A 19,835-nucleotide genomic window follows, 5' to 3' on the forward strand; every position below is an offset into this window, starting at 1 on the left:
GTCTTACGCCTTTGCACTTGCCTCAACTCTTCGCGGGCACGAGCGCGGCCGCGATCTTCGCGCCGTCGGGGCTGCCCATGCCGGTGCATGCGTCCCAGCCCGCCGCCGCCGAGAAGCTGCCGTTGTTGCCTTCCGTGATGTCGCGGAACGCCGCCTTCGTCTTGTAGAGCTTCGGATTGACGAAGCCCGACGGCGACGCGTTGATCGCGTTGATCCGCGCGATCAGCGCAGCCCACAGCGGCGCGACCGCGCTCGTGCCGCCGACGACCGTATCCTCGCCGTCGATCAGCACCTCGTAGCCGGTTTGCGGCGATGCGTCGCCCGACACATCCGGCACGCCGCGCTTCGCGAGCTTCGTCGCCTGGCCATTGCGCGTGACCGACAAACCCGCCTGCCACGCCGGCAACGCGAACACGCCCGAGACGCCGCCGCCGCCCGCCCCGCCCTGGTCGCCATCGTTCCACACGACTTCCTTCGCGATGCCCGAGCCGGATGCCACGAGGCTCGTGCCGCCGCAGCCGAGCACATACGGGCTCGATGCCGGAAAGTCGACATGATCCGAACCGTCGCCGGCGCCGTCCGACGAACCGCTGTCGCCCGATGCCGCGCAGACCGTCACGCCGAGCGCCGCCGCGCTTTGCAGCACGTCGTTGAACGCGCCGATCGACTGCGAGGACCAGTTCGACTCGGGCCCGCCCCAGCTGATCGATATCACGGACGGCTTGTTGGTGGAATCGTGCAGCGCGCGATTGACGGCATCGACGAAACCGGCGTCGCTGTTCAGCGCGAAGTACACGGCGATGCTCGCGCCCGGCGCGATGGCGCCCGCGATCTCGATGTCGAGCGTCACTTCGCCGTCGGGTCCGTTGGGGTTGCCCGTCGGCGCGTTCTTCGCGTTGTCGACGCCGATCGCCACGACCTTCGGCGCCTTCACGCCGAGCTTCGAAAAATACGCGGAGAGATCGGTGTCGCGATAACCGCCGCCCAGCTCGATGATCGCGATGCACTGACCGGCGCCGTCGCCATCGGGGAAATCGTAAAGACGCGCGAGATCGACCGGCGTGAACGACGCGGGCGCCGCGCCGCGCGCCGGCTTGAACGGCGGACGAAAACGGAAATGCGGACGCGCCTGCGGCTTGCTGTCGAGGCCGAGCACGGCGGTGACCATGTCGTGCATGTCGTCGGGCACCTTGACCGGCCCCGAACGGCCCCGATATTCGCCGATGTTGTGATGTTGAAAGCGTTCGAGCTTGACGTCGAAAGCTTTCTGGAACTGTTCGATGGTGCCTTTCAGCACCACGCTGCGCGTCTCGGTTTCGGCGCGCACGACCGTCAGGCCGTATTGCGCGGCGAAGGCCTTCACCTTCCCGACGTCTTCCGCCGATGCGGTGAAACGTTTGTCGAATTCTTCGCGCGAAACGGCTTGCGCGGGCGCCTCGCCGGCGTCGATGCGCGACATCATCTGCTTGAATCCGGCTTCGTCCTTGCGCCGCAGCATCACGATCACCTCGATCTGCTCGGAGGGATCGCAATCGCCGACACATGTCGCGCCTTCGGGATGAATCTTGTCGCTGCCGCTGACCGGTTGCTTCGTCATGGTATCGATGCTCCTCGCTGGCCATGAGGTTCAAAGGTTCTCGATCCTGCCGCTGCCGCGCTTCGACGCTTTCGGCGCTCGCTGGCAACTTCCACAGCGCACGTTACTTATCGTCTTATTTTCTGGGCGCGAATGCAATTGCTCGGACCGTTGACGAGAGCATGCAGTTCCGGCGGGACAAAACCTGTCCGGTCTTCAAAGGGGTGTCTCTATCGGATTCAGGCTCGCGCGCCTGCGCGAGCTCCTTGATCGATGACGCCTAGTGCGCGCGCTCTTCGTCGTACTCCGGACGCGCGCCCTGCGGCAGCCACGGCTCGCGATGCTTGCACCACAGCTCGTAGTCCGGCTCGAAGAGGCCAGTTTCGTCGAAGGCGCCGATCGGCAGATCGACTTCATCGTGCGTCGTGTATTCCATGTAGGCGACGGAGCCGCACACCGGGCAAAAATGCCGGCGGCCGTGCTCGGAACTGCGCCACGTCGAAAGGCTGCCGCTCATCATCACGTCGCCGCGCGCGTAAATCGCATAAGCTCCGAATGCGGAGCCGTGCACTTGACGGCACGTCATGCAATGGCACATCCCGACGCGCTTCGGCTTGCCCGCCGCGCGAAAACGGAACGCGCCGCATGCGCATCCTCCTTCATGAACCGTAGCCGCCCGCTCATCATCGTTTTGAACGTTCATCGATCTCTCCCGTAAGTACGACGGTTTGTTACGATAACCCTTCACGATCGGAGATGGCATTCATGAGCACATCGAGCACGACCGGCACCACGCGTACCTTGTCCCTGCTGAAGCTGCTTCCCGGCGCCGGATCGGAATTCGGTCCCGCCGCGTCGGACCTCCTCGCCCACGTGCTGTCGCATGACCGCTTCGATGCGGCGGCGAACGTAAGTGCGCCGCGCGAAACCTTTCGCGGCGTCACCGTCGAGGACGCCATGAACGACGAGTACGTGTTTCCGCTCGGGCGCACCGGCCAGTCGATCGTGTTGACGGGCTATCGCATCGCGGCCGGTTTCATCGCCGAACGCGTCGCCGACGAGTGGCTCGAACTCGCGCACAGGGAACGTCTCGCAAAAGGCTTGCCCGCCGTGCCGCAAGGCAGCGAGCCGCACCTCGCGCCCGATCCCGCGGAAGCGGATCAACTCCTCGACCGCGCCTACGATTGCGCGCAGCGCATCCTCGATCCGGCCGCGAGCGAGCAGGTGCTCTCGCTCTTCGAGACGCACTATCGCGGCGGACGGGAATTCCTGCGTCTCACATGGGAAGGTTTGCCGGAAGATCTCGTGCCCGAGTCGCGCCGCCCGCTCGCGGCGCTCGCCGCGGCCGCGCCAAACGGCGAGCGGCGCGAGAAACGCGACTACGATCCCTACGGCCTCGACGGCGTCGACGATTACGATGTCGACCGGCCGCTCGCGTATCGCGAGAAGATCGGGCCGTTTCTCTTCACGATGACTTATCGCCACGAGTATCCGCAGGTCGACGACGAGCGTCTCGGCACCGCGTTCGCCGTGTTCCACGAAGCGGGCAGCGACATCGTCGCGGCGGCGGTGCGGCTGCAACTCGTCAAGGTGCCCCCGCTCACGAGCAGCGCCGATCTCGTCTATACGCTCGATACCTACTCGGGCGAGATGCTCTCGCTCGCGCTCGCCGCCACCGAGGCGCTCGGCCCCGAAAAGCTGATCGAGGTGTTCAATGCGCATCGCGTGATCTACATCAGCCTGTGGGAAGTGCGCAAGCCGTGGCGCGGCGAGGGACTGGGCGTCGCGCTGCTGCATCAGGCGCTGGAGCGGCTTCCCGTCGATGTCGATGGCCGGCCCAACGCGCTGTGCGTCGCGCCCGAGCCGTATCAGACCGAGATGCGTCACTTCGAGAAACTGCCCGGCGTGCTGCGCGAGGAGCTGAGAACGCCCGCAAAACGCCTGGCCGCGCATCTGACCAACTGGCTCGAACGCTCGAAGCTGCCGATCGCCACACATTTCTTCGTGCCGATGGCCAGGCACGCGGGCATCGGGTCGGCGGGCGAGAACGCGCGGCTCATCGATCAGATCATGGAGAGCGAGGCGTAGCGGCATGCTCGTCGTCATCGACATGCAGGCGAGGCTACTGCCGCATCTGGATGGCGCCGAGCGGCTGACGGCGCGCGTCGGCACGCTGCTGCGCGCGGCGAATCTGCTGGAGGTGCCGGTGGTCGTCACGGAGCAGAATCCGCAAGGGCTCGGCGGAACTGCGCAAGCCCTGCTGGGCGATGTCCGGCTTGCGAAGGTGATCGAGAAGGACACGTTCGATGCGACGCTCGCGCCCGCTTTCGTCGACGCACTGCCGCCCTCGCCCGCGACGTTGTGGGTCGCCGGCGCGGAGGCGCATGTGTGCGTGTTGCTGACCGTGCTCGGGCTGCTGCGGCTCGGTTATCGCGTGGAGTTTGTCGCGGACGCGGTCGCATCGCGCCGCGTGGAAGATCGCGCCGTCGCGCTCGAACGGGCGCGGCAGGATGGCGCGCGGATGACGACCGTCGAAACGGCGATTTTCGGCTGGCTCGGCAGCTTCACGCATCCACGCTTCAGGGACGTGCTCGCGCTCATCAAATGATCACGGCGCTTGCGTGGACAGGCGGTTAGTTGCGATCGCGCCACTCGGCGAGTGCGTCCGCGACGCGCGCGATCACATCGTCCCATTGGTTGGGTCTGGTCTGCCGGAACAGGCGCGCTTTCGGATACCAGGCGCAATCTTCGCCGTCGGTCAACCAGCGCCAGCACGGGTTCGAGGGCAGCAGGATCCACACCGGCTTGCCGAGCGCGCCCGCGAGATGCGCAACCGATGTATCCACGGAGATGACGAGATCGAGCGAAGCGATGATCGCAGCCGTATCGGCGAAGTCCTCGACATCGTCCATCAGGTCGAGGGGCCGCAGATGCGGCGGCAGGGTCTCGATTTGCGCGCGCGCGAAAGGCGCCTTTTGCAGATTGACGAAGCGCACGCCGGGCAAGCCGAGCAACGGCATGCAGGCTTGCGCACCGACCCAGCGGCGGGCCTCGAACGATGACTCACGCGGTTCCGCCATTGCCACGATCCCCACCTTCGGCAACTGCGCGGGCAGCCGGCCGCGCCAGTATTCGATGCGCGCTTCATCCGCGGCGAGATAGGGCGTGACGTCCGGAATGGTCCTGGTTTCGAGGAGCGCGGGCAGACTCATCATGAAACACCAGTAGTCGTGCCGCGGCGAAGTGTGCAATGCATCGTCGCTGATACAGGCGTCGACGCCATCGACAGAGGCGAGCAGTTTGTCCTTTTGCGGCCATGCTACCGACAGCGTCGAGAGCCCTTGCGACTTCAGCAGCGGCAGATAGCGGCAGAACTGAAACGAGTCGCCGAATCCCTGTTCGTGGATAACGAGCATCGATTTTCCGGCGAGCGGCTCGCCTCGCCACTGCGCAAACGGCAAGTCAGGCACGCGGATGCGCCGCCCCGACGAATCGTCGCCGTAGCGGTATTCCATCAACGGCCACGCTTCGGCATACGCTCCGACGCGCAAGAGCCCTGCGGCCAGATTGATCCTGGCTTCCGCGGAATTCGGATCGACTTCCACGGCGCGCCGAAACGTCGTCAGCATCTCGTGCGCGCGCCCAGGGTGCTCCTTGAGCAGGTTGCCGAGCGCGATGTATGCCTGCGTGTAATCCGGCTGAATCTCGATCGCGCGACGATACGCCGCTTCGGCCTCGTCGATGCGTTCGAGCCCGGCGACGGCCGTCATCCGATAGATCACCTGCCCCAGGTTGTAATGCGCGGCGCTCAACTCGGGCAACTGTTCGGCCAGACGGCGATACACGCGCTCGAGGTCCGCTTCGCGTCCATCCGTTTCGAGCAGTTCCGCCAGTGCCTGATACGCGCTCGTCAGGCGGGGATTCAGTTCGATGGCCGCGCGATAGGCGCGCTCGGCTTCGTCCCGGCGCTGCAAGGCGGCGAGTGCGTTGCCCAGATTGAAATGCGCGTCGGCCCAGTCAGGGCGGGCTTCGATTGCGAGGCGAAAATGCGTTTGCGCTTCGTCGGCGCGCGCCTGCTTCATCAGCAGCTTGCCCAGGCTGTAATGTGCCGAAGCGAGATCGGGCCGTAGTTCGAGCGCCCTGCGCAACGCCTGCTCCGCGTCCACGATGCGGTCTTGCAACGCCAGCACATTGCCGAGGTTGTAGTGCGCTTCGGCGGAATCGGCGTTCAGATCGATCGCGCGCCGATACATCGCTTCCGCTTCAGGAAACCGTTTGAGTTGCTCGTACAGGTTACCGAGGTTGTTGTGAACCCCCGCGTGCGCCGGATGCCCGTCGACCGCGCGCTGCCAGTACGCCTGCGCCAGATCCGCGCGATTCATCGCGTAAGCGCATGCTGCCGCGAGATTGAGCGCCTCGGCATCGGCGTTTGGGCGATCGAGCAGCGGCGACAGGACGGCCAGTGCGTCGGCGTGCTGATTCAGCGAGTAGAGCCGGGCCGCGCGTTGATACGTATCGACAAACATGACTGACTTCAAAATTGAAAGAATGCTTTCGGGCCGCGATATCGGCTTTCGACGATAGCGACAGCGAAATCATGCAATTTTGAACCGCGCGCGCTCGCGCCGACGTCACAAAGCGTGACCTACGCCGGATCGGTCAGCGAAACGATCTCCTCCGCGTTGCAGCGTGGACATGCACGAGCGCAGGAATTCGATGCGAAACGCAGCCGCATGGCATCCGATTTGCTAAACATCACCGGTTGCGGGTCGACGAACGTTCGGTTCCCTTACAGTTGACGGACGCTCACGAGCTCGCGCCTCACGCGCCGCCCGTGAACTCGAGCATCGGCGCTCCGCCCGATCCGTCGCAATCGGTCGCGAGCAAAAGCCCACGAAGATTCGAGCCCGACCAGCGCCCTTCCGAACGAGCGAGGAGAACCGATCCCCATGTCCCCAGCCGATACCCATCCCTACGACGTCAGCGATGCGGCGCAAAAGCCGTCGCGCCGGCGTTTCCTCCAGTCGGCCGCGGCGGCAGCGGCCGTGAGCGCCGCGCCGCTCGCGCACGCGCAACAGCAGAGCGCTGCGACGCCCGCCGTAGCGCCGCCGCCCGCCGGCGTGCCGATGATGCCCGTGAAGCTCACCATCAACGGCCATCCGTATGAATTGCAGGTCGAGGCGCGCACGACGCTGCTCGACGCGCTGCGCGAATACGCGAATCTCACCGGCACGAAGAAAGGTTGCGACCGCGGACAGTGCGGCGCGTGCACGGTGATCGTGGCGGGACGGCGCATCAATTCGTGTCTCACGCTCGCGGTGATGCATGACGGCGAATCCGTCACGACCGTCGAAGGTCTCGCGCCCGACGGCGACACGCTCGCGCCCATCCAGCGCGCGTTCATCGAGAAGGACGCGTTTCAGTGCGGCTACTGTACGCCCGGGCAATTGTGCTCGGCGACGGCGCTCATCGACGAATATCGCAAAGGCGATGCGAGCGCCGTCACCGCCGACGTGCGCTTTCGCCCGGCGCAACTCTCCGACGACGAAATCCGCGAGCGCATGAGCGGCAACATCTGCCGCTGCGGCGCATATCCGAACATCGTCGCGGCAGTGAAAGCCGTCGCGTCGGGCAACGCCTAAAGGAGGCGCACATGGACGCGATCTCCTATCAGCGCGCCGCCGACATCGGCGCCGCGCTCTCGGCGGCGAGCCAGCCGGGCGCGATGTTCATCGGCGGCGGCACGAATCTGCTCGATCTCATGAAAGGCGGCGTGATGCGGCCGATGAAGCTCGTCGATATCACGCACATCGATGCGCTCAACGGCATCACCGCCCTGCCCGACGGCGGCCTGCGGCTCGGCGCGCTCGTGCGCAACAGCGATTGCGCGAATCACGCGTGGGTGCGCGAGCGCTATCCGCTCTTGTCGCAGGCGCTGCTCGCGGGGGCGTCGGAGCAATTGCGCAACATGGCGACGGTCGGTGGCAATCTGATGCAGCGCACGCGCTGCGCGTACTTCTACGACACCGGCTTTCCCCAGTGCAACAAGCGCGCGCCAGGCAGCGGCTGCGCGGCCATCGACGGGAACAATCGCATGCACGCGATCCTCGGCGCGAGCCGTCAATGCATCGCGACGAATCCATCCGACATGAGCGTCGCGCTCGCCGCGCTCGATGCCGTCGTGCGCGTCACCGGCCCGAACGGCGAGCGGGCGATTCCGTTCGCGGAGTTTCATCGTCTGCCGGGCGACAGGCCCGACCTCGACACCACCTTGCAGGCGGGCGAGCTGATCACATCGGTCGATCTGCCGCCGCCGCTCTTCGCGGATCACTCGAAATATCTGAAGGTGCGCGACCGCGCGAGCTATGCGTTCGCGCTCGTGTCGGTCGCGGCGGCGTTGCAGATGGACGGCGGCACCGTGAAAAGCGCGCGCATCGCGTTGGGCGGCGTCGCGCACAAGCCGTGGCGCGCGCAAGCGACCGAACAGGCGCTCGTCGGCAAATCGCTCGACAAGGCGACGCTGCAAACCGCCGCCGCGCTCGCCGTGCAGGGCGCGACGCCGCAGCGCGACAACGCGTTCAAGGTCGCGCTCGCGCAGCGTGCGATCGTGCGCGCGCTTCAACAGGCCGGAGGTGTCGCATGACTGTTATCGGAAAACCGCTCGATCGCACCGACGGCGTGCTGAAGGTCACGGGCCAGGCGCGCTATTCGGCCGACAACACCGACGCCAAGCTCGCGCACGCGGTGCTCGTCACGAGCACGGTCGCGAGCGGCCGCATCGCGTCGATCGACACGAGCCGCGCGCAATCGATGCCCGGCGTGCTGCTCGTGATGACGTATCAGAACGCGATGCGTCTGCCCAACGGCGGCGTCCCCGACGCGCAGCCGCCCGCCGTGCGCAAGCTCACGCTCCTGCAAACCAACCAGGTGCGTTACAGCAACGAGCCGGTGGCGGTCGTCGTCGCTGATTCGCTGGAGCACGCGCAGGGCGCCGCGCGTTACGTCGACGTGCGCTATGAAGCCGCAATGCCCACTGCCGATTTCGAACGCGCGAAGGCATCCGCGTATCAGCCGGAGAAGATGATGGGCCGCGCGGTCACGACGAAGCGCGGCGACGTCGACGCGGGCTTGCGGCAAGGCCCGACGCGCCTCGACGCCGTCTACACGACGCCCTACGAGCATCACAATCCGATGGAGCCGCACGCGACGGTCGCCCGCTGGGACGGTCCGAAGCTCACGCTCTACGACGCGACGCAAGGCGTGTCCGGCGCGCGCAGCGCGGTGGCGAAGTTCTTCGGCATCTCCGATGACAACGTGCGCGTGATCTGCCCGTTCGTCGGCGGCGGCTTCGGCTGCAAGGGCTCGGTGTGGTCGCATGTCGTGCTGGCGGCGATGGCGTCGAAGCAGACCGGCCGGCCCGTCAAGCTCGTGCTCGAACGTCCGCAGATGTTCGGCATGATCGGCAACCGCCCGTACACCGAGCAGCGCATCCAGGTCAGCGCCCGCGACGACGGCATCATGACCGGGATGCGTCACGACGTCATATCGACGACATCGACATTCGAGGACTGGACCGAAACCTCGGCGATCGTCACGCGCATGCTCTACGCGGTGCCGCATCAGTCGACGTCGCACAGGCTCGTGAAGCTCGACATCGGCACGCCGACTTTCATGCGCGCGCCCGGCGAGACGAGCGGCTCGTTCGCGCTCGAATCGGCGATGGACGAGATGGCGTATCAGTTGAAGATGGACCCGCTCGCGTTCCGCCTCAAGAACTACGCGAACATGGAGCCGCAGGAGAAGAAGCCGTGGTCGAGCAAGGCGCTGATGGAGTGCTACACGCGCGGCGCGGAGAAGTTCGGCTGGTCGCGGCGCAACGCTGCGCCGCGCTCGATGCGCGAGGGCAATACGCTCGTCGGCTGGGGCGTCGGCACGGCGACGTATCCGGCGAACCGCAGCGAGGCGTCGGCGGTGGCGCGCATCCTGCCCGACGGCACCGCGATGGTCGCCTCCGGCACGCAGGATCTCGGGACCGGCACCTACACGATCATGACGCAGGTCGCCGCCGACGCGCTCGGCTTTCCGCTCGATTACGTGCGCTTCGCGCTCGGCGATTCGTCGCTGCCGAAAGCGCCGGTGTCCGGCGGCTCGCAATCGGCGGCGAGCGTGTCGCCGGCGGTGCGCGCGGCGTCGATGCAGGCGCGCGATCAGCTCATCGCGATGGCGCTCGCGGATCGCGGATCGCCCGTCGCCGGTCTCGCGCGCGAGGACGTGACGGTGTCCAATGGCTGGGTCGTGAGCGTGTCGAATCCGGACAAGCGCGATCCGGCGGCCGCCGTGATCGCGCGCAACGGCGGCCGTGCGATCGAAGCCGTCGCGACGACGCGCCCCGGCGACGAGAAAAAGCAGTACGCGTTCCACTCGTTCGGCGCGGTGTTCGCGGAAGTGCATGTCGATGCCGATCTGGGGATCATTCGCGTGCCGCGCATCGTCGGGGTGTACGACGTCGGCACGCTCTTCAACGAGAAAACCGCGCACAGCCAGTTGATGGGCGGCATCGTGTGGGGCGTCGGTTCGGCGCTCTTCGAGAAAAGCGAGATGGATGCGCGTTACGGGCGCTACACGAACGCGAATCTCGCGGAGTATCACGTGCCGGTGAACGCGGATATCGGCATGCTGGATATTTCGTTCGTCGGTCAGCCCGATCCGCATATCAATCCGCACGGCGCGCGGGGTATCGGCGAGATCGGGATAACGGGCGTGGCGGGCGCGCTCGGCAACGCGGTGTATCACGCGACGGGTGTGCGCGTGCGCGATTTGCCGATCACGCTCGACAAGGTTTTGCCGCCGACGATGGCGTGACTTGAAACGAAGCACGCGGCTGGCCGTTTGAACGACCGCCGCGTGCTTTTTTTATGCTTGCGACGATCTTCGATGCGCCGCACAATCCCCATTCAACTCCCACGCGAGCAGCTGCGATGACCTATTCGTCGAACGCGACCGGCATCCTGCTGGCGGCGGGTCTCGGCACCCGCTTCGATCCCTCCGGACGCCACAACAAGCTGCTCGCCACGCTGCCCGGCGGCACGCCCGTCGTGTTCCAGTCGGCGCGCAAGCTGCTCGCGGTTTCAGCCGAAGTGATCGCGGTGATCCGGCCGGGCGCCGAAAAGCTTGCCGATGTCCTGAACGAAGCGGGTTGCAGCGTCATCTTCAGCACCGACGCCGAACGCGGCATGGGCGCGGCGCTCGCTGCGGCCGTGCGGGCGACGTCCGAAGCCGATGGCTGGCTCGTCGCGCTGGGCGACATGCCGTGGATCGAAGCCTCGACGTATGAAGCCGTCGCGCGGCAGCTCGATCAAGGCTCCGAACTCGTCGCGCCGTTTTATCGCGGCAAGCGCGGGCATCCGGTGGGATTCGGCATGGCGCATCGCGAGGCGCTCGCCGCGCTCGACGGCGATGCGGGCGCGCGCGGCATCTTTTCGACGCACACGCCGTTCGTCGTCGAGGTCGATGACCAGCACGTGCTGCTCGATGTCGATTTGCCGAGCGATCTCGGACAGGTTTGAAGCTCGGCCGCCGTCACGCCGCAATCGCCACGGAATCCGCCGAATCCGCGTCGTCGCTGCCAATCGGCAGATAACGCTTGCCGACTTCGAGCAGCGTCGCGCCGAATCCTTTCTTCGCCCGAAAATCCGTCCTCGCGCTCGTCACCACGCGCGGCGACGCGCTCCATTCGATGTGCGCGCCGATCGCCGTCAACGCCTCGACGAGCGCCACGTCCTCGCTCGATTCCAGCGGCGCGAACCCGCCCGCCTGCACATACGCCCTCGCCGACACGCCCAGATTTGCGCCGTGAATATGCCGATGCCCGTCCGCGTCGGTGTAGGTGCGCCCGAAATGTTCGCGCACCGCGCCGAGATGCGGCGACCAGTCGTGCACGCCGATCACGCCGCACACCGCGTCCGCACAGCAGTCGAGCTGGCGCACGAGCCAGTCTTCGGCGACGGTCGTGTCGGCGTCGGTGAATGCGAGCCAGCGCGCGCCCAGCGCCAGCGCCCGCTCCGCGCCATGCGCGCGCGCCATGCCGACGTTGCGCGCGTCGATGCACGACACCTCCGCGCCCATCGCCCGCGCGATGCCGGCGGTTTCGTCGGCGCAACTGTCGGCGACGACGATTACGCGCGCCGCCTCGCCGAGCAATTGATGATGATCCGCCGCGCGACGCGCAGCCGCCACGCACGCGCCGATATGCGCGGCTTCGTTGTGAGCGGGAATGACGATGGCAAGCATGTCGGCTCCGTGTGTGTATGTGTCCGCAGGCAATCGAACGCCGCGATGGATGAATTTCAGCAATGACCGTTCCCATGATTCAGCGCCCGCCACACCGGGCGTGAAAGGGCACGATCGTCGCCAAATAGTTGCCGGAAGCCAGTCGGCGTCGTTAGAATCACTGTATGGATATACAGTACTTTTCTGATTCCGCCCGCCGATGAAATGCGTCACCATCGATCCGTCGTTCGCTTCCTGGCGTACCGAAGCGCGCACGCTCCTCATGGAGGGCGCGCAGCCCGCGGACGTGCAATGGCGCGAAACCGATGCCTCGGCCACGGTGTTCGGCTCCATCGTTCTGCCCGCGCCCGGCTCGGTGGATCCCAACGCGAAGAAGCCGGTCAGGGTCGCGCGCGAATTCCTCGCCATGCTCGAAACGGCGGCGTGCTACCGCGCGCCGGATCGCTGGCCGTTTCTCTACAAGGCGCTGTGGCGCTGGACGCAGGGCGATCGCGCGATCGCATCGGCGGATGACGCGGACGGTCTTCGGCTGCGGCGGATGATCGAATCGGTCGAGGCCGAGGAGCGCGAGATGCGCAACAAGCTGCGCTTCCGGCATCGCGATTCCTCACTCGGGCCGCCCGAGTTCATCAGCTGGTTCGAGCCGGAGCACGACCTGCTGGAGCATGCCGCGATGCATTTCGCAACCCGCATGGGCAACGCCACGTGGATGATCGCCACGCCGCACGGCGCCGCCTTCTGGGACGGCGCGCTGCTGCGCGTGGACCGCACGAGCGAGCCTGAGGAAAAACCGATGGACTTCGGCGACACCGCGATGAGCGGCGAGGCGGTGAGCGGCGACGCCATCGAGGCGCTCTGGCTCGCGTACTACGAGAGCACTTTCGCGCCCGCGCAGGCAAACGCCGCCGAAATGGCGTCGCATATGCCGGTGCGCTACTGGAAAAGCCCGGCGAACGCGCGCACCGATCCCGCGCTGATCTCCCGCGCCGATCCTTACTCGCGGCGCGACCGCCATCCGCGCAACGTGCCGCCCGAGATGGACGTGACCATCAACACGGATCTGGAGCCGATCAAGGGCACGCTGCTGACGGAACCGCCGTCGCTCGAAGCGTGCAGGCGCTGTGCGCTCTGGCGCAACGCGACGCAACCCGTGCCGGGCGTCGGCCCCGCCGATGCGCGCGTGATGCTGGTCGGCGAGCAGCCGGGCGATCAGGAAGATCGTGAAGGCACGCCGTTCGTCGGTCCGGCGGGCAAGCTGCTCGACGAAGTGCTCGCCGAGGCCGCGCTCGCCCGCGAATCGCTCTATCTGACGAACGCGGTGAAGCACTTCAAATGGGAGGCGCACGGCGAGGAGCGCGCGCATCTCGCGCCCGCGCAGCGCGAACGCGAGGCCTGCCGCTACTGGCTGGAGGAAGAGCTGAAACGCATCGCGCCGAAGGTCGTCGTCGCGCTCGGGGCGACGGCGCTCAAGGCGCTGACGGGACATCGCACGGCGCTGTCCGAATATCTCGGCAAGACCATCGAGCACAAGGGGCACATCATCGTGCCGACGTATCACCCGTCGTATCTGATGCGCCTTACCGACGACAAGGTGCGCGCGGAAGTTTTCGGGACGATCGTCGAAGCGCTCGTCTTCGCGCGGCAGATCGCGGACGGCACCGCGACCATCCGCACGCCGGTCGCCAGCCGGACGCGCTAAATGCAACAGGAAGAAACAGGGCGAAACAAGAAGAAAGTGCCGTCAACGTTCCTGTAAGCCGCGCGTTATACCGGTGTCGCGCCGCTTTGGCGCTCACCGATGGACCGACGACAACTCCATGGCCGCTCTCCCGCTCGAAGAACTCCGCCGTCAACAATCTCTCGTCGCGCTCGTGCCGAAAACCGCCGGGCAACTGAAGACCGAACGCGAGCGCATCATCGCGCGTCTGCAAATCCTGCTGAACGTGACCATCGCGGTGGCGCTCGCGGGCGTCGCGCTCATCGCGTGGCTGCCGTTCTCGCCGGTGCCGCACGAATTCCGCTTCGGCGTGCAGGAAGTGCTCGGCGTCGCGGTGTTCGCGTCGTGCCTGTTCATCCTGCACGAGCGCGCCGAGCTCGAACTCGGCCTGTACGACTACGAACCCGTCGAACAGACGACGCAAGGCGAATTGCGCGCGCTGCTGCATCGCGTGCCGGAAGGCACGTCGTATCAGCAGGCGCTCGCCGCCGACCAGCGCACGTTCGTGACCGGCGAAGTCGACCATATCCGTCGCCGCGCCGAAGCGTTCACGCCGAAGACCCTGCCCGCCGACGACGGCAACGCGGAAACCTGAGCGCCCCGCGCGCCGCGCTAGTCCACGAAAGCAGCACAAAGCCGCCGCCTCGCCATCGCGAGGCGGCGGCTTTTTTACATCGACGCTGCCAACCTCGCGCCTTGACGAGCGCCGCTGCGCCTCCTTCAATACGTGACAGATGCCGCAACCGGCGATCAAACTGTCACGGTTGCGGACGCAATCTGTGTCCGCCGCCCGCGCTTCTCAGGCATCTTCTCAGGCAGGACGCGCGGACAGGCCCCGGGCATGGCGGGTGCTTGCCAAGCGCCCGCCCCCGCGGATTTGCGGAAATCGAACGAGGCCCACGCCAATTGCAGGAGCCAGGATGCGAGCCAATCCCCTTTCGACGTTGAGCGACGACCTCGCGACCGCGCTCGTCCCCGACGAGCCGGGCGCGACGCCATGCGCACACGCCGCGCCGCCCGCCGCCGATCGCGACGAAGCCGGCGCTTACGACGAGCTCGCCGCATTCCACGGCATCGAGCGCGAGCGTCTGGTGCTGATTCATCCGGGCAGCCACCACGCCGCGCCCGTGTGGCCCGCGCAACGTTACGCCGATGTCGCCGACCAGCTTGCCGCCGATGGCTGGCAGATCGCGATCGTCGGCGACGCGCCCGATCCCGAGCGCACCGCGGGCGTCCTCGGCGCGATGCAGACGGCCGCGCTCTTTCTCGCGGGCGCTCTCGCGCCGGCCGCGCTGCCGCGCCTGATCGCCAACGCGCGCCTGCTCGTCTCCGACGACGCCGCCGCGTCATCGCCCGTCGGCACGGCGCGCGCGCTCGGCACGCCGCATATCGTGCTCGACGAGCACCCGCGCGACACCGGCAGCGACGCGATCGTCGCCCGCGCCCGTGCCGCGCTCTCGAACACCGGCGACGCGCATCCGGGCGAGCCGTTCACGCTGCACATGCCGGCGCCGCACGAGTCCGTGTAGCGCCGCTCCACCTTGCGGGGAACATCATGAAATTCGATATGCAGACCAGTCCCGTTCCGGATCCCATCGCGGACCCGAACCGCGATCCGGAAGCCGATCCGCTCACGCCGCCTTCGCCGGGTCATCGCCCGGACGAGCCGCAGCATCCCGACGCGCCGCCCGACAAGGATCCGATCCGCCGTTTCTAAAAGCTACGGGTATTCCCCGCCCTACATCCGCCGCCTTTGCCTGCCGTAAAGCGGGCATGCGGCGGCATGCGCCGTCGCACCAGACAACGCAAAGAGGCGACGGGGCAACATGAACAGAATGACGTTGAACAAGAAGCTCGGCTCGCTGATCGCCGTGCTGTGGATCGGCCTGATCGCGATCGGGATCATCGGGGCGTGGCAAAACCGGACGTCGATGATCGATGACCGCAAGGAGCAGTTGAAGACCCTCGTCAACGAGGCGTACGCCGTCACGGCGCACTACGCCGCGCTTGCCGCCGACAAGGCGCTCACCGAAGAGGAAGCAAAGAAGCGCGCGCTCGACGTGGTCGGCGCGATCCGTTACGGCACGGACGGCTATCTGTCGATCAACGATTCGCACCCGACGATGGTGATGCATCCGATCAAGCCCGCCATGAACGGCAAGGATCTCTCGACCTATACCGATCCGGCGGGCAATCGCCTGTTCGTCGATATCGTGAAGGCGGGCGATCAGCAAGGCGGCGGCTTCATCAGCTATCTGTGGCCGAAGCCCGGCAGCGACAAGCCGGTCGGCAAGCTCTCCTATGCGCAGCGCTTCGCGCAGTGGGACTGGTATCTCGTCACCGGCATGTACATGGACGACGTGCAGAGCGCATTCTGGGCGAGCGCGCTGCGCTGGCTCGCGATCACGGCGGTGCTCGGCGGCATCGCGACGGCCGCGATGCTGATCGTCCTGCGCAGCATCAAACGCAATCTGGGCGGCGAGCTGGAACTGGCGGTCGGCGCGGCGCACCGCATCGCGCGTGGCGACCTGACGAGCACCGTCGACATTCACCCGAACGACACGACGAGTCTCCTGCACGCGCTCAACACGATGCAGCGCGGTCTCGTCGAGACGGTTTCACGCGTGCGCAACGGCACCGAGAACATCAACGTGGGCGCGTCGGAAATCGCGGCGGGCAATACCGATCTGTCGCAGCGCACCGAGGAACAGGCGGCGGCGCTCGTGCAGACCGCGTCGAGCATGGACCAGATGACCGCCAACGTGAAGAACAACGCGGAAAGCGCGGCGCAGGCGGCCCGGCTCGCGGAGCAGGCGGCCGATGTGGCGACGCGCGGCAGCGGCGTCGTCGATGACGTGATCGACACGATGACGCGCATCACCGCGAGCTCGCAGCAGATAGGCGACATCATCGGCGTGATCGACGGCATCGCGTTCCAGACGAATATTCTTGCGCTCAATGCGGCCGTCGAAGCGGCGCGCGCGGGCGAACAGGGACGCGGCTTCGCGGTCGTGGCGGCCGAAGTGCGCAGCCTCGCGCAGCGTTCGGCGACGGCGGCGAAGGAGATCAAGGCGCTCATCGAGACATCGACGCAGACGGTGCAGCAAGGCGCATCGCTCGTGACGAACGCGGGCGCGACGATGACCGAGATCGTGCAATCGGTGCGCCGCGTGAACGAGATTCTCGACGAGATCAGCCATGCGTCGCACGAGCAGAGCGCGGGCATCGAGCAGGTGAACCGCGCGGTCGTCGAGATGGATCAGGTGACGCAGCAGAACGCCGCGCTCGTCGAGGAGGCGGCCGCCGCCGCGCATTCGCTGAAGGATCAGGTGGATGTGCTGCGCGAGGCGATCGGGAGCTTCAGGCTGCCGGCGTAAGGCTTTCGATCACGCGAGGAATCGTTCGACGAGCCGCGCCCAGTACGCCGCGCCGACCGGCAAATTCTTGTCGTTGAAATCGTAATGCGGGTTGTGGACCATGCAGCCGTCCTCGCCCGCACCGTTGCCCAGACGCAGGAACGAGCCCGGCCGCTGCTGCAGCATGAACGCGAAATCCTCGCTGCCCATCAGCAGATCAGCGTGCGCGACGACGTTTTGTTCGCCGACCAGTTCGCGCGCGACCTGAATCGCGAACTCCGTTTCCGCGTCCGAATTGACGACGACCGGATAACCTTCCAGATACTTCACCGTCGCCGTCGCGCCGTAGCTCGCGGCCTGCGACTCGATCAGTTCCTTGATGCGCCGCTTCAGCAGTTCGCGCACTTTCGGATCGAACGAGCGCACCGAGAGTTCGAGCGTCGCGCGGCTGGGGATGACGTTGTTCACCGTGCCGGCGTGCATCGAACCGACAGTGACGACAGCGGGCTGCGCCGGATCGACATTGCGCGCGACGATCGTCTGCAACGCCATCACGATGCTCGCCGTCACGACGACCGGATCGACGGAGAGATGCGGCCGCGCCGCGTGGCCGCCGACGCCTTCGATCACGATCGACACCTGATCGCCCGCCGCCATGAACGGCCCCTTGCGGAACAGGAACGTGCCGGGCTGCGCGCCGGGATGGTTGTGCACGCCGAACACGGCGTCGCAATGAAAGCGCTCGAACAGGTCTTCCGCGATCATCTTCTGCGCGCCGCTCGGCACGCCGTGCTCTTCCGCCGGCTGAAAATACAGATGCACCGTGCCGTTGAAGCGCCGCGTGCGCGCGAGATGACGTGCGGCGCCGAGCAGCATCGTCGTGTGGCCGTCGTGGCCGCACGCGTGCATCTTGCCGTGCGTTTCGCTTGCGTAGGGCTTGCCGGTCTGTTCGATGATCGGCAGCGCGTCCATGTCGGCGCGCAGGCCGATGCTCTTCGCGCCGTCGCCCGCTTTCAACGTACCGACGACGCCCGTGCCGCCGATACCGCGCGTCACCTGCCAGCCCCACTCTTCCAGCCGGTCCGCGACGAGCGCCGCGGTGCGCGTCTCCTCGTAGGACAGCTCCGGATGACGGTGGATGTCGTGGCGAATGTCGCGCAGCGAGGGCGCGTCGTCGGAGAGATCGGCGATGACGGTGAAGTGGGGGTTGGAGGGAGTCGTCATGGAAAGGCCCTTGCTGAGGTAAGTCGTGCGGCGCCGCTTGATGCGGATACAGGGAAAATGGCGCACATGATCCTCCACATGAGGCGCAGTTTCCAGTTTTTTTGGGGTTCTTCGCGGATTTTCGGGAAGAGCGTTTGTTGGATGGGGAAAATCGGCCCGTTGTGGCCGTTCGACGTGGATGCGTTAATCGCCGACAAATCGTACGCGAGCCGAATTTTCCGACTCGCGATAAGTCAGACTCAAAACGCGAAGTCGTCGGTATTCACCAAGCTCGCGAAAGCACCGTTCAGGGTTGCGTTGTGATGTTCGATGATCGCTCGTGCCGGCAATTCACGCGTGTCCATGCAGGTGTGAGCATCCGCGATCAGGACTGGCCTGAGACCCATGTCGGACGCGGCTCGACAGGTCGCGTCGATGCAATACTGAGTCTTCATCCCGACTATGATTAACTCGCTGACGTTTGCATCGGCGAGTTGTTCTCCAAGCGATGTTCCGAGAAAGCAATTGGGTCGGGTTTTATCGAATATCACGTCACACTCCGCATCGACCTCCAGTTGAGGAATCAACTGAAAATGTGGGCTGCCCGGTTCGATGGGGGTACCTCTCGGTCCTGTGTGCCGCATGGCGAATATCGGAGCACTGGCGCTGCGTTCTCGCCCGATAAGTTGGATGATATTCGCTAGCACACGGCCGCCCTCGTATGGCCTGTCTGGACCGTTAAAAAGGCCGATCTGCATATCGATAATCAATAAGGCGGCGCGCCTAAGAGTGGGTTGCTGCATGAAGTTTCTCCTCGTTATGCCAGTGACGACGGAGAAACAAAAAGGCCCCGTCCATCGCTGGCGGGGCCTCGGCTAATACGTTCTGTTGCGCGTAATGACCTACGACCCACCAGTGGTGGTGGTCGTAGATGTGGTCGCGGTGTGAAGTGCATTCAAGTTCATGCATTGATCTTGCATCACGGGGCAGTGATCGTCAACGTCTGTTTGCGAGAAAGCGCACTGCCCCTTTCGGGTTGCTCATCGACCGTGTCGATGAGCAAAGACTAGTTCTCCTTCCTTTCGAAGGAGAATCATCATGGATATCACCGCTGCTGACCGCACTAGGCGAGCGAGCGGACGGGCGCTGTCCGGCCCGGAACGGCCGGTCGACAACGTGGCTCGAATTGGCGACAATCGCGGACGCAGACGAGAAACCCTCCATCAAGAATGATCACGCATACCCAAAATGGCGCCGCCGAACCTGCCTGGATGCCTGTGGCGATCGCTGAACGCGGCGTCAGACGTTTCCCGATTGGCGAGACGAATCCACGGATAGTGGAATACAACAACGAAACAAACCTTGCTGGTTACGACGACAAAATCGCTTGGTGTTCCTCATTTATTAACTGGTGCCTGGCAAGTGCAGGAGTTCGCGGTACGAGATTGGCATTGGCGCGGTCATGGCTCGATTGGGGCATCGCGCTTGAACGCCCGATCTACGGCTGTATTGTGGTTCTGACGCGCGACGATCCCACAAGCTGGAGGGGACATGTCGGTTTCTATCTTCGGTGCGACGATGAGTTTATTTATCTCTTTGGCGGAAACCAATTGGAAGAGGTTCGCGAGTTAGCCTACCCAGTCGCCACGGTGCTCGGCTATCGATGGCCGCAGTCGTTCTGACGTCACCGGTA

Annotated in this window: 18 protein-coding genes; 12 read left to right on the plus strand and 6 right to left on the minus strand. The window is 65.6% G+C overall.

The annotated features are described in order from the left end of the window. Nucleotides 1-22 precede the first annotated feature (22 nt). Entirely contained in the window at nucleotides 23-1,597 is a 1,575-nt protein-coding gene (locus ACEN42_RS20675; protein ID WP_371881266.1) for a protease pro-enzyme activation domain-containing protein, read from the minus strand. 259 nt (nucleotides 1,598-1,856) lie between these two features. Continuing rightward, nucleotides 1,857-2,279, minus strand: a complete 423-nt coding sequence (locus tag ACEN42_RS20680) for a GFA family protein (RefSeq protein ID WP_187605156.1) — start codon at nucleotides 2,277-2,279, stop codon at nucleotides 1,857-1,859. Nucleotides 2,280-2,341: 62 nt separating this feature from the next. On the opposite strand from ACEN42_RS20680, the gene ACEN42_RS20685 reads away from it, so the two are divergent. Further along, a complete protein-coding gene (locus tag ACEN42_RS20685) occupies nucleotides 2,342-3,664 on the plus strand; it encodes an inositol monophosphatase (protein ID WP_250484437.1) in 1,323 nt (440 codons plus the stop codon). Between the two features lie 4 nt (nucleotides 3,665-3,668). Next, nucleotides 3,669-4,184, plus strand: coding sequence for an isochorismatase family protein (locus ACEN42_RS20690; RefSeq protein WP_371881267.1), 516 nt, complete (start codon nucleotides 3,669-3,671; stop codon nucleotides 4,182-4,184). Nucleotides 4,185-4,209: 25 nt separating this feature from the next. Here ACEN42_RS20690 and ACEN42_RS20695 read toward each other — a convergent pair whose 3' ends face one another. After that, nucleotides 4,210-6,102, minus strand: coding sequence for a tetratricopeptide repeat protein (locus ACEN42_RS20695; protein ID WP_371881268.1), 1,893 nt, complete (start codon nucleotides 6,100-6,102; stop codon nucleotides 4,210-4,212). 423 nt (nucleotides 6,103-6,525) lie between these two features. Between ACEN42_RS20695 and ACEN42_RS20700 the strand changes: the two genes are divergently transcribed. The 4 genes from ACEN42_RS20700 (at nucleotide 6,526) to ACEN42_RS20715 (ending at nucleotide 11,142) form a co-directional block, all read left to right on the plus strand. Continuing rightward, the gene (locus tag ACEN42_RS20700) at nucleotides 6,526-7,218 is read left to right on the plus strand and encodes a (2Fe-2S)-binding protein (RefSeq protein WP_371881269.1); all 693 of its coding nucleotides are present in this window, start codon (nucleotides 6,526-6,528) and stop codon (nucleotides 7,216-7,218) included. An 11-nt stretch (nucleotides 7,219-7,229) separates the two neighbouring features. Next, nucleotides 7,230-8,219, plus strand: coding sequence for a xanthine dehydrogenase family protein subunit M (locus ACEN42_RS20705; protein WP_371881270.1), 990 nt, complete (start codon nucleotides 7,230-7,232; stop codon nucleotides 8,217-8,219). After that, complete coding sequence (locus ACEN42_RS20710) at nucleotides 8,216-10,438, plus strand: xanthine dehydrogenase family protein molybdopterin-binding subunit (protein ID WP_371881271.1); 2,223 nt, start codon at nucleotides 8,216-8,218, stop codon at nucleotides 10,436-10,438. Before ACEN42_RS20705 ends, ACEN42_RS20710 begins: the two co-directional genes overlap by 4 nt. Nucleotides 10,439-10,554: 116 nt before the next feature. Next, complete coding sequence (locus ACEN42_RS20715; protein ID WP_371881272.1) at nucleotides 10,555-11,142, plus strand: NTP transferase domain-containing protein; 588 nt, start codon at nucleotides 10,555-10,557, stop codon at nucleotides 11,140-11,142. 13 nt (nucleotides 11,143-11,155) lie between these two features. Here the strand turns inward: ACEN42_RS20715 and ACEN42_RS20720 are convergent, their stop codons facing one another. Continuing rightward, on the minus strand, nucleotides 11,156-11,866 hold the full coding sequence (locus tag ACEN42_RS20720; RefSeq protein ID WP_371881273.1) for a glycosyltransferase family 2 protein: 711 nt from the start codon (nucleotides 11,864-11,866) through the stop codon (nucleotides 11,156-11,158). Between the two features lie 199 nt (nucleotides 11,867-12,065). Here ACEN42_RS20720 and ACEN42_RS20725 point away from each other — a divergent pair, with 199 nt between their 5' ends. From ACEN42_RS20725 to ACEN42_RS20745, 5 genes are all read left to right on the plus strand, one after another. Further along, nucleotides 12,066-13,565 carry a UdgX family uracil-DNA binding protein gene (locus ACEN42_RS20725; RefSeq protein ID WP_371881274.1) on the plus strand — a complete coding sequence of 500 codons (1,500 nt, stop codon included), beginning with the start codon at nucleotides 12,066-12,068 and terminating at the stop codon, nucleotides 13,563-13,565. A 118-nt stretch (nucleotides 13,566-13,683) separates the two neighbouring features. Beyond that, entirely contained in the window at nucleotides 13,684-14,178 is a 495-nt protein-coding gene (locus tag ACEN42_RS20730; protein ID WP_187605167.1) for a hypothetical protein, read from the plus strand. 325 nt (nucleotides 14,179-14,503) lie between these two features. Further along, complete coding sequence (locus tag ACEN42_RS20735; protein ID WP_371881275.1) at nucleotides 14,504-15,112, plus strand: glycosyltransferase family 9 protein; 609 nt, start codon at nucleotides 14,504-14,506, stop codon at nucleotides 15,110-15,112. Nucleotides 15,113-15,138: 26 nt separating this feature from the next. Then, nucleotides 15,139-15,300 carry a hypothetical protein gene (locus ACEN42_RS20740; RefSeq protein ID WP_187605169.1) on the plus strand — a complete coding sequence of 54 codons (162 nt, stop codon included), beginning with the start codon at nucleotides 15,139-15,141 and terminating at the stop codon, nucleotides 15,298-15,300. A gap of 118 nt (nucleotides 15,301-15,418) precedes the next feature. Continuing rightward, entirely contained in the window at nucleotides 15,419-16,960 is a 1,542-nt protein-coding gene (locus ACEN42_RS20745; RefSeq protein ID WP_371882266.1) for a methyl-accepting chemotaxis protein, read from the plus strand. Between the two features lie 9 nt (nucleotides 16,961-16,969). Here the strand turns inward: ACEN42_RS20745 and ACEN42_RS20750 are convergent, their stop codons facing one another. Together ACEN42_RS20750 and ACEN42_RS20755 are read right to left on the minus strand one after the other, a co-directional pair. Next, nucleotides 16,970-18,163, minus strand: coding sequence for a M20 aminoacylase family protein (locus ACEN42_RS20750; protein WP_371881276.1), 1,194 nt, complete (start codon nucleotides 18,161-18,163; stop codon nucleotides 16,970-16,972). A gap of 239 nt (nucleotides 18,164-18,402) precedes the next feature. Beyond that, nucleotides 18,403-18,945 carry a cysteine hydrolase family protein gene (locus ACEN42_RS20755; protein ID WP_371881277.1) on the minus strand — a complete coding sequence of 181 codons (543 nt, stop codon included), beginning with the start codon at nucleotides 18,943-18,945 and terminating at the stop codon, nucleotides 18,403-18,405. A gap of 426 nt (nucleotides 18,946-19,371) precedes the next feature. Between ACEN42_RS20755 and ACEN42_RS20760 the strand changes: the two genes are divergently transcribed. Then, nucleotides 19,372-19,824 (plus strand): TIGR02594 family protein, encoded by a 453-nt coding sequence (locus ACEN42_RS20760; RefSeq protein WP_238214635.1) that lies wholly within the window; start codon nucleotides 19,372-19,374, stop codon nucleotides 19,822-19,824. Nucleotides 19,825-19,835 lie beyond the last annotated feature (11 nt).

Origin of the sequence: Caballeronia sp. S22, assembly GCF_964261745.1 — a bacterium.
GTDB lineage: Bacteria > Pseudomonadota > Gammaproteobacteria > Burkholderiales > Burkholderiaceae > Caballeronia > Caballeronia jiangsuensis.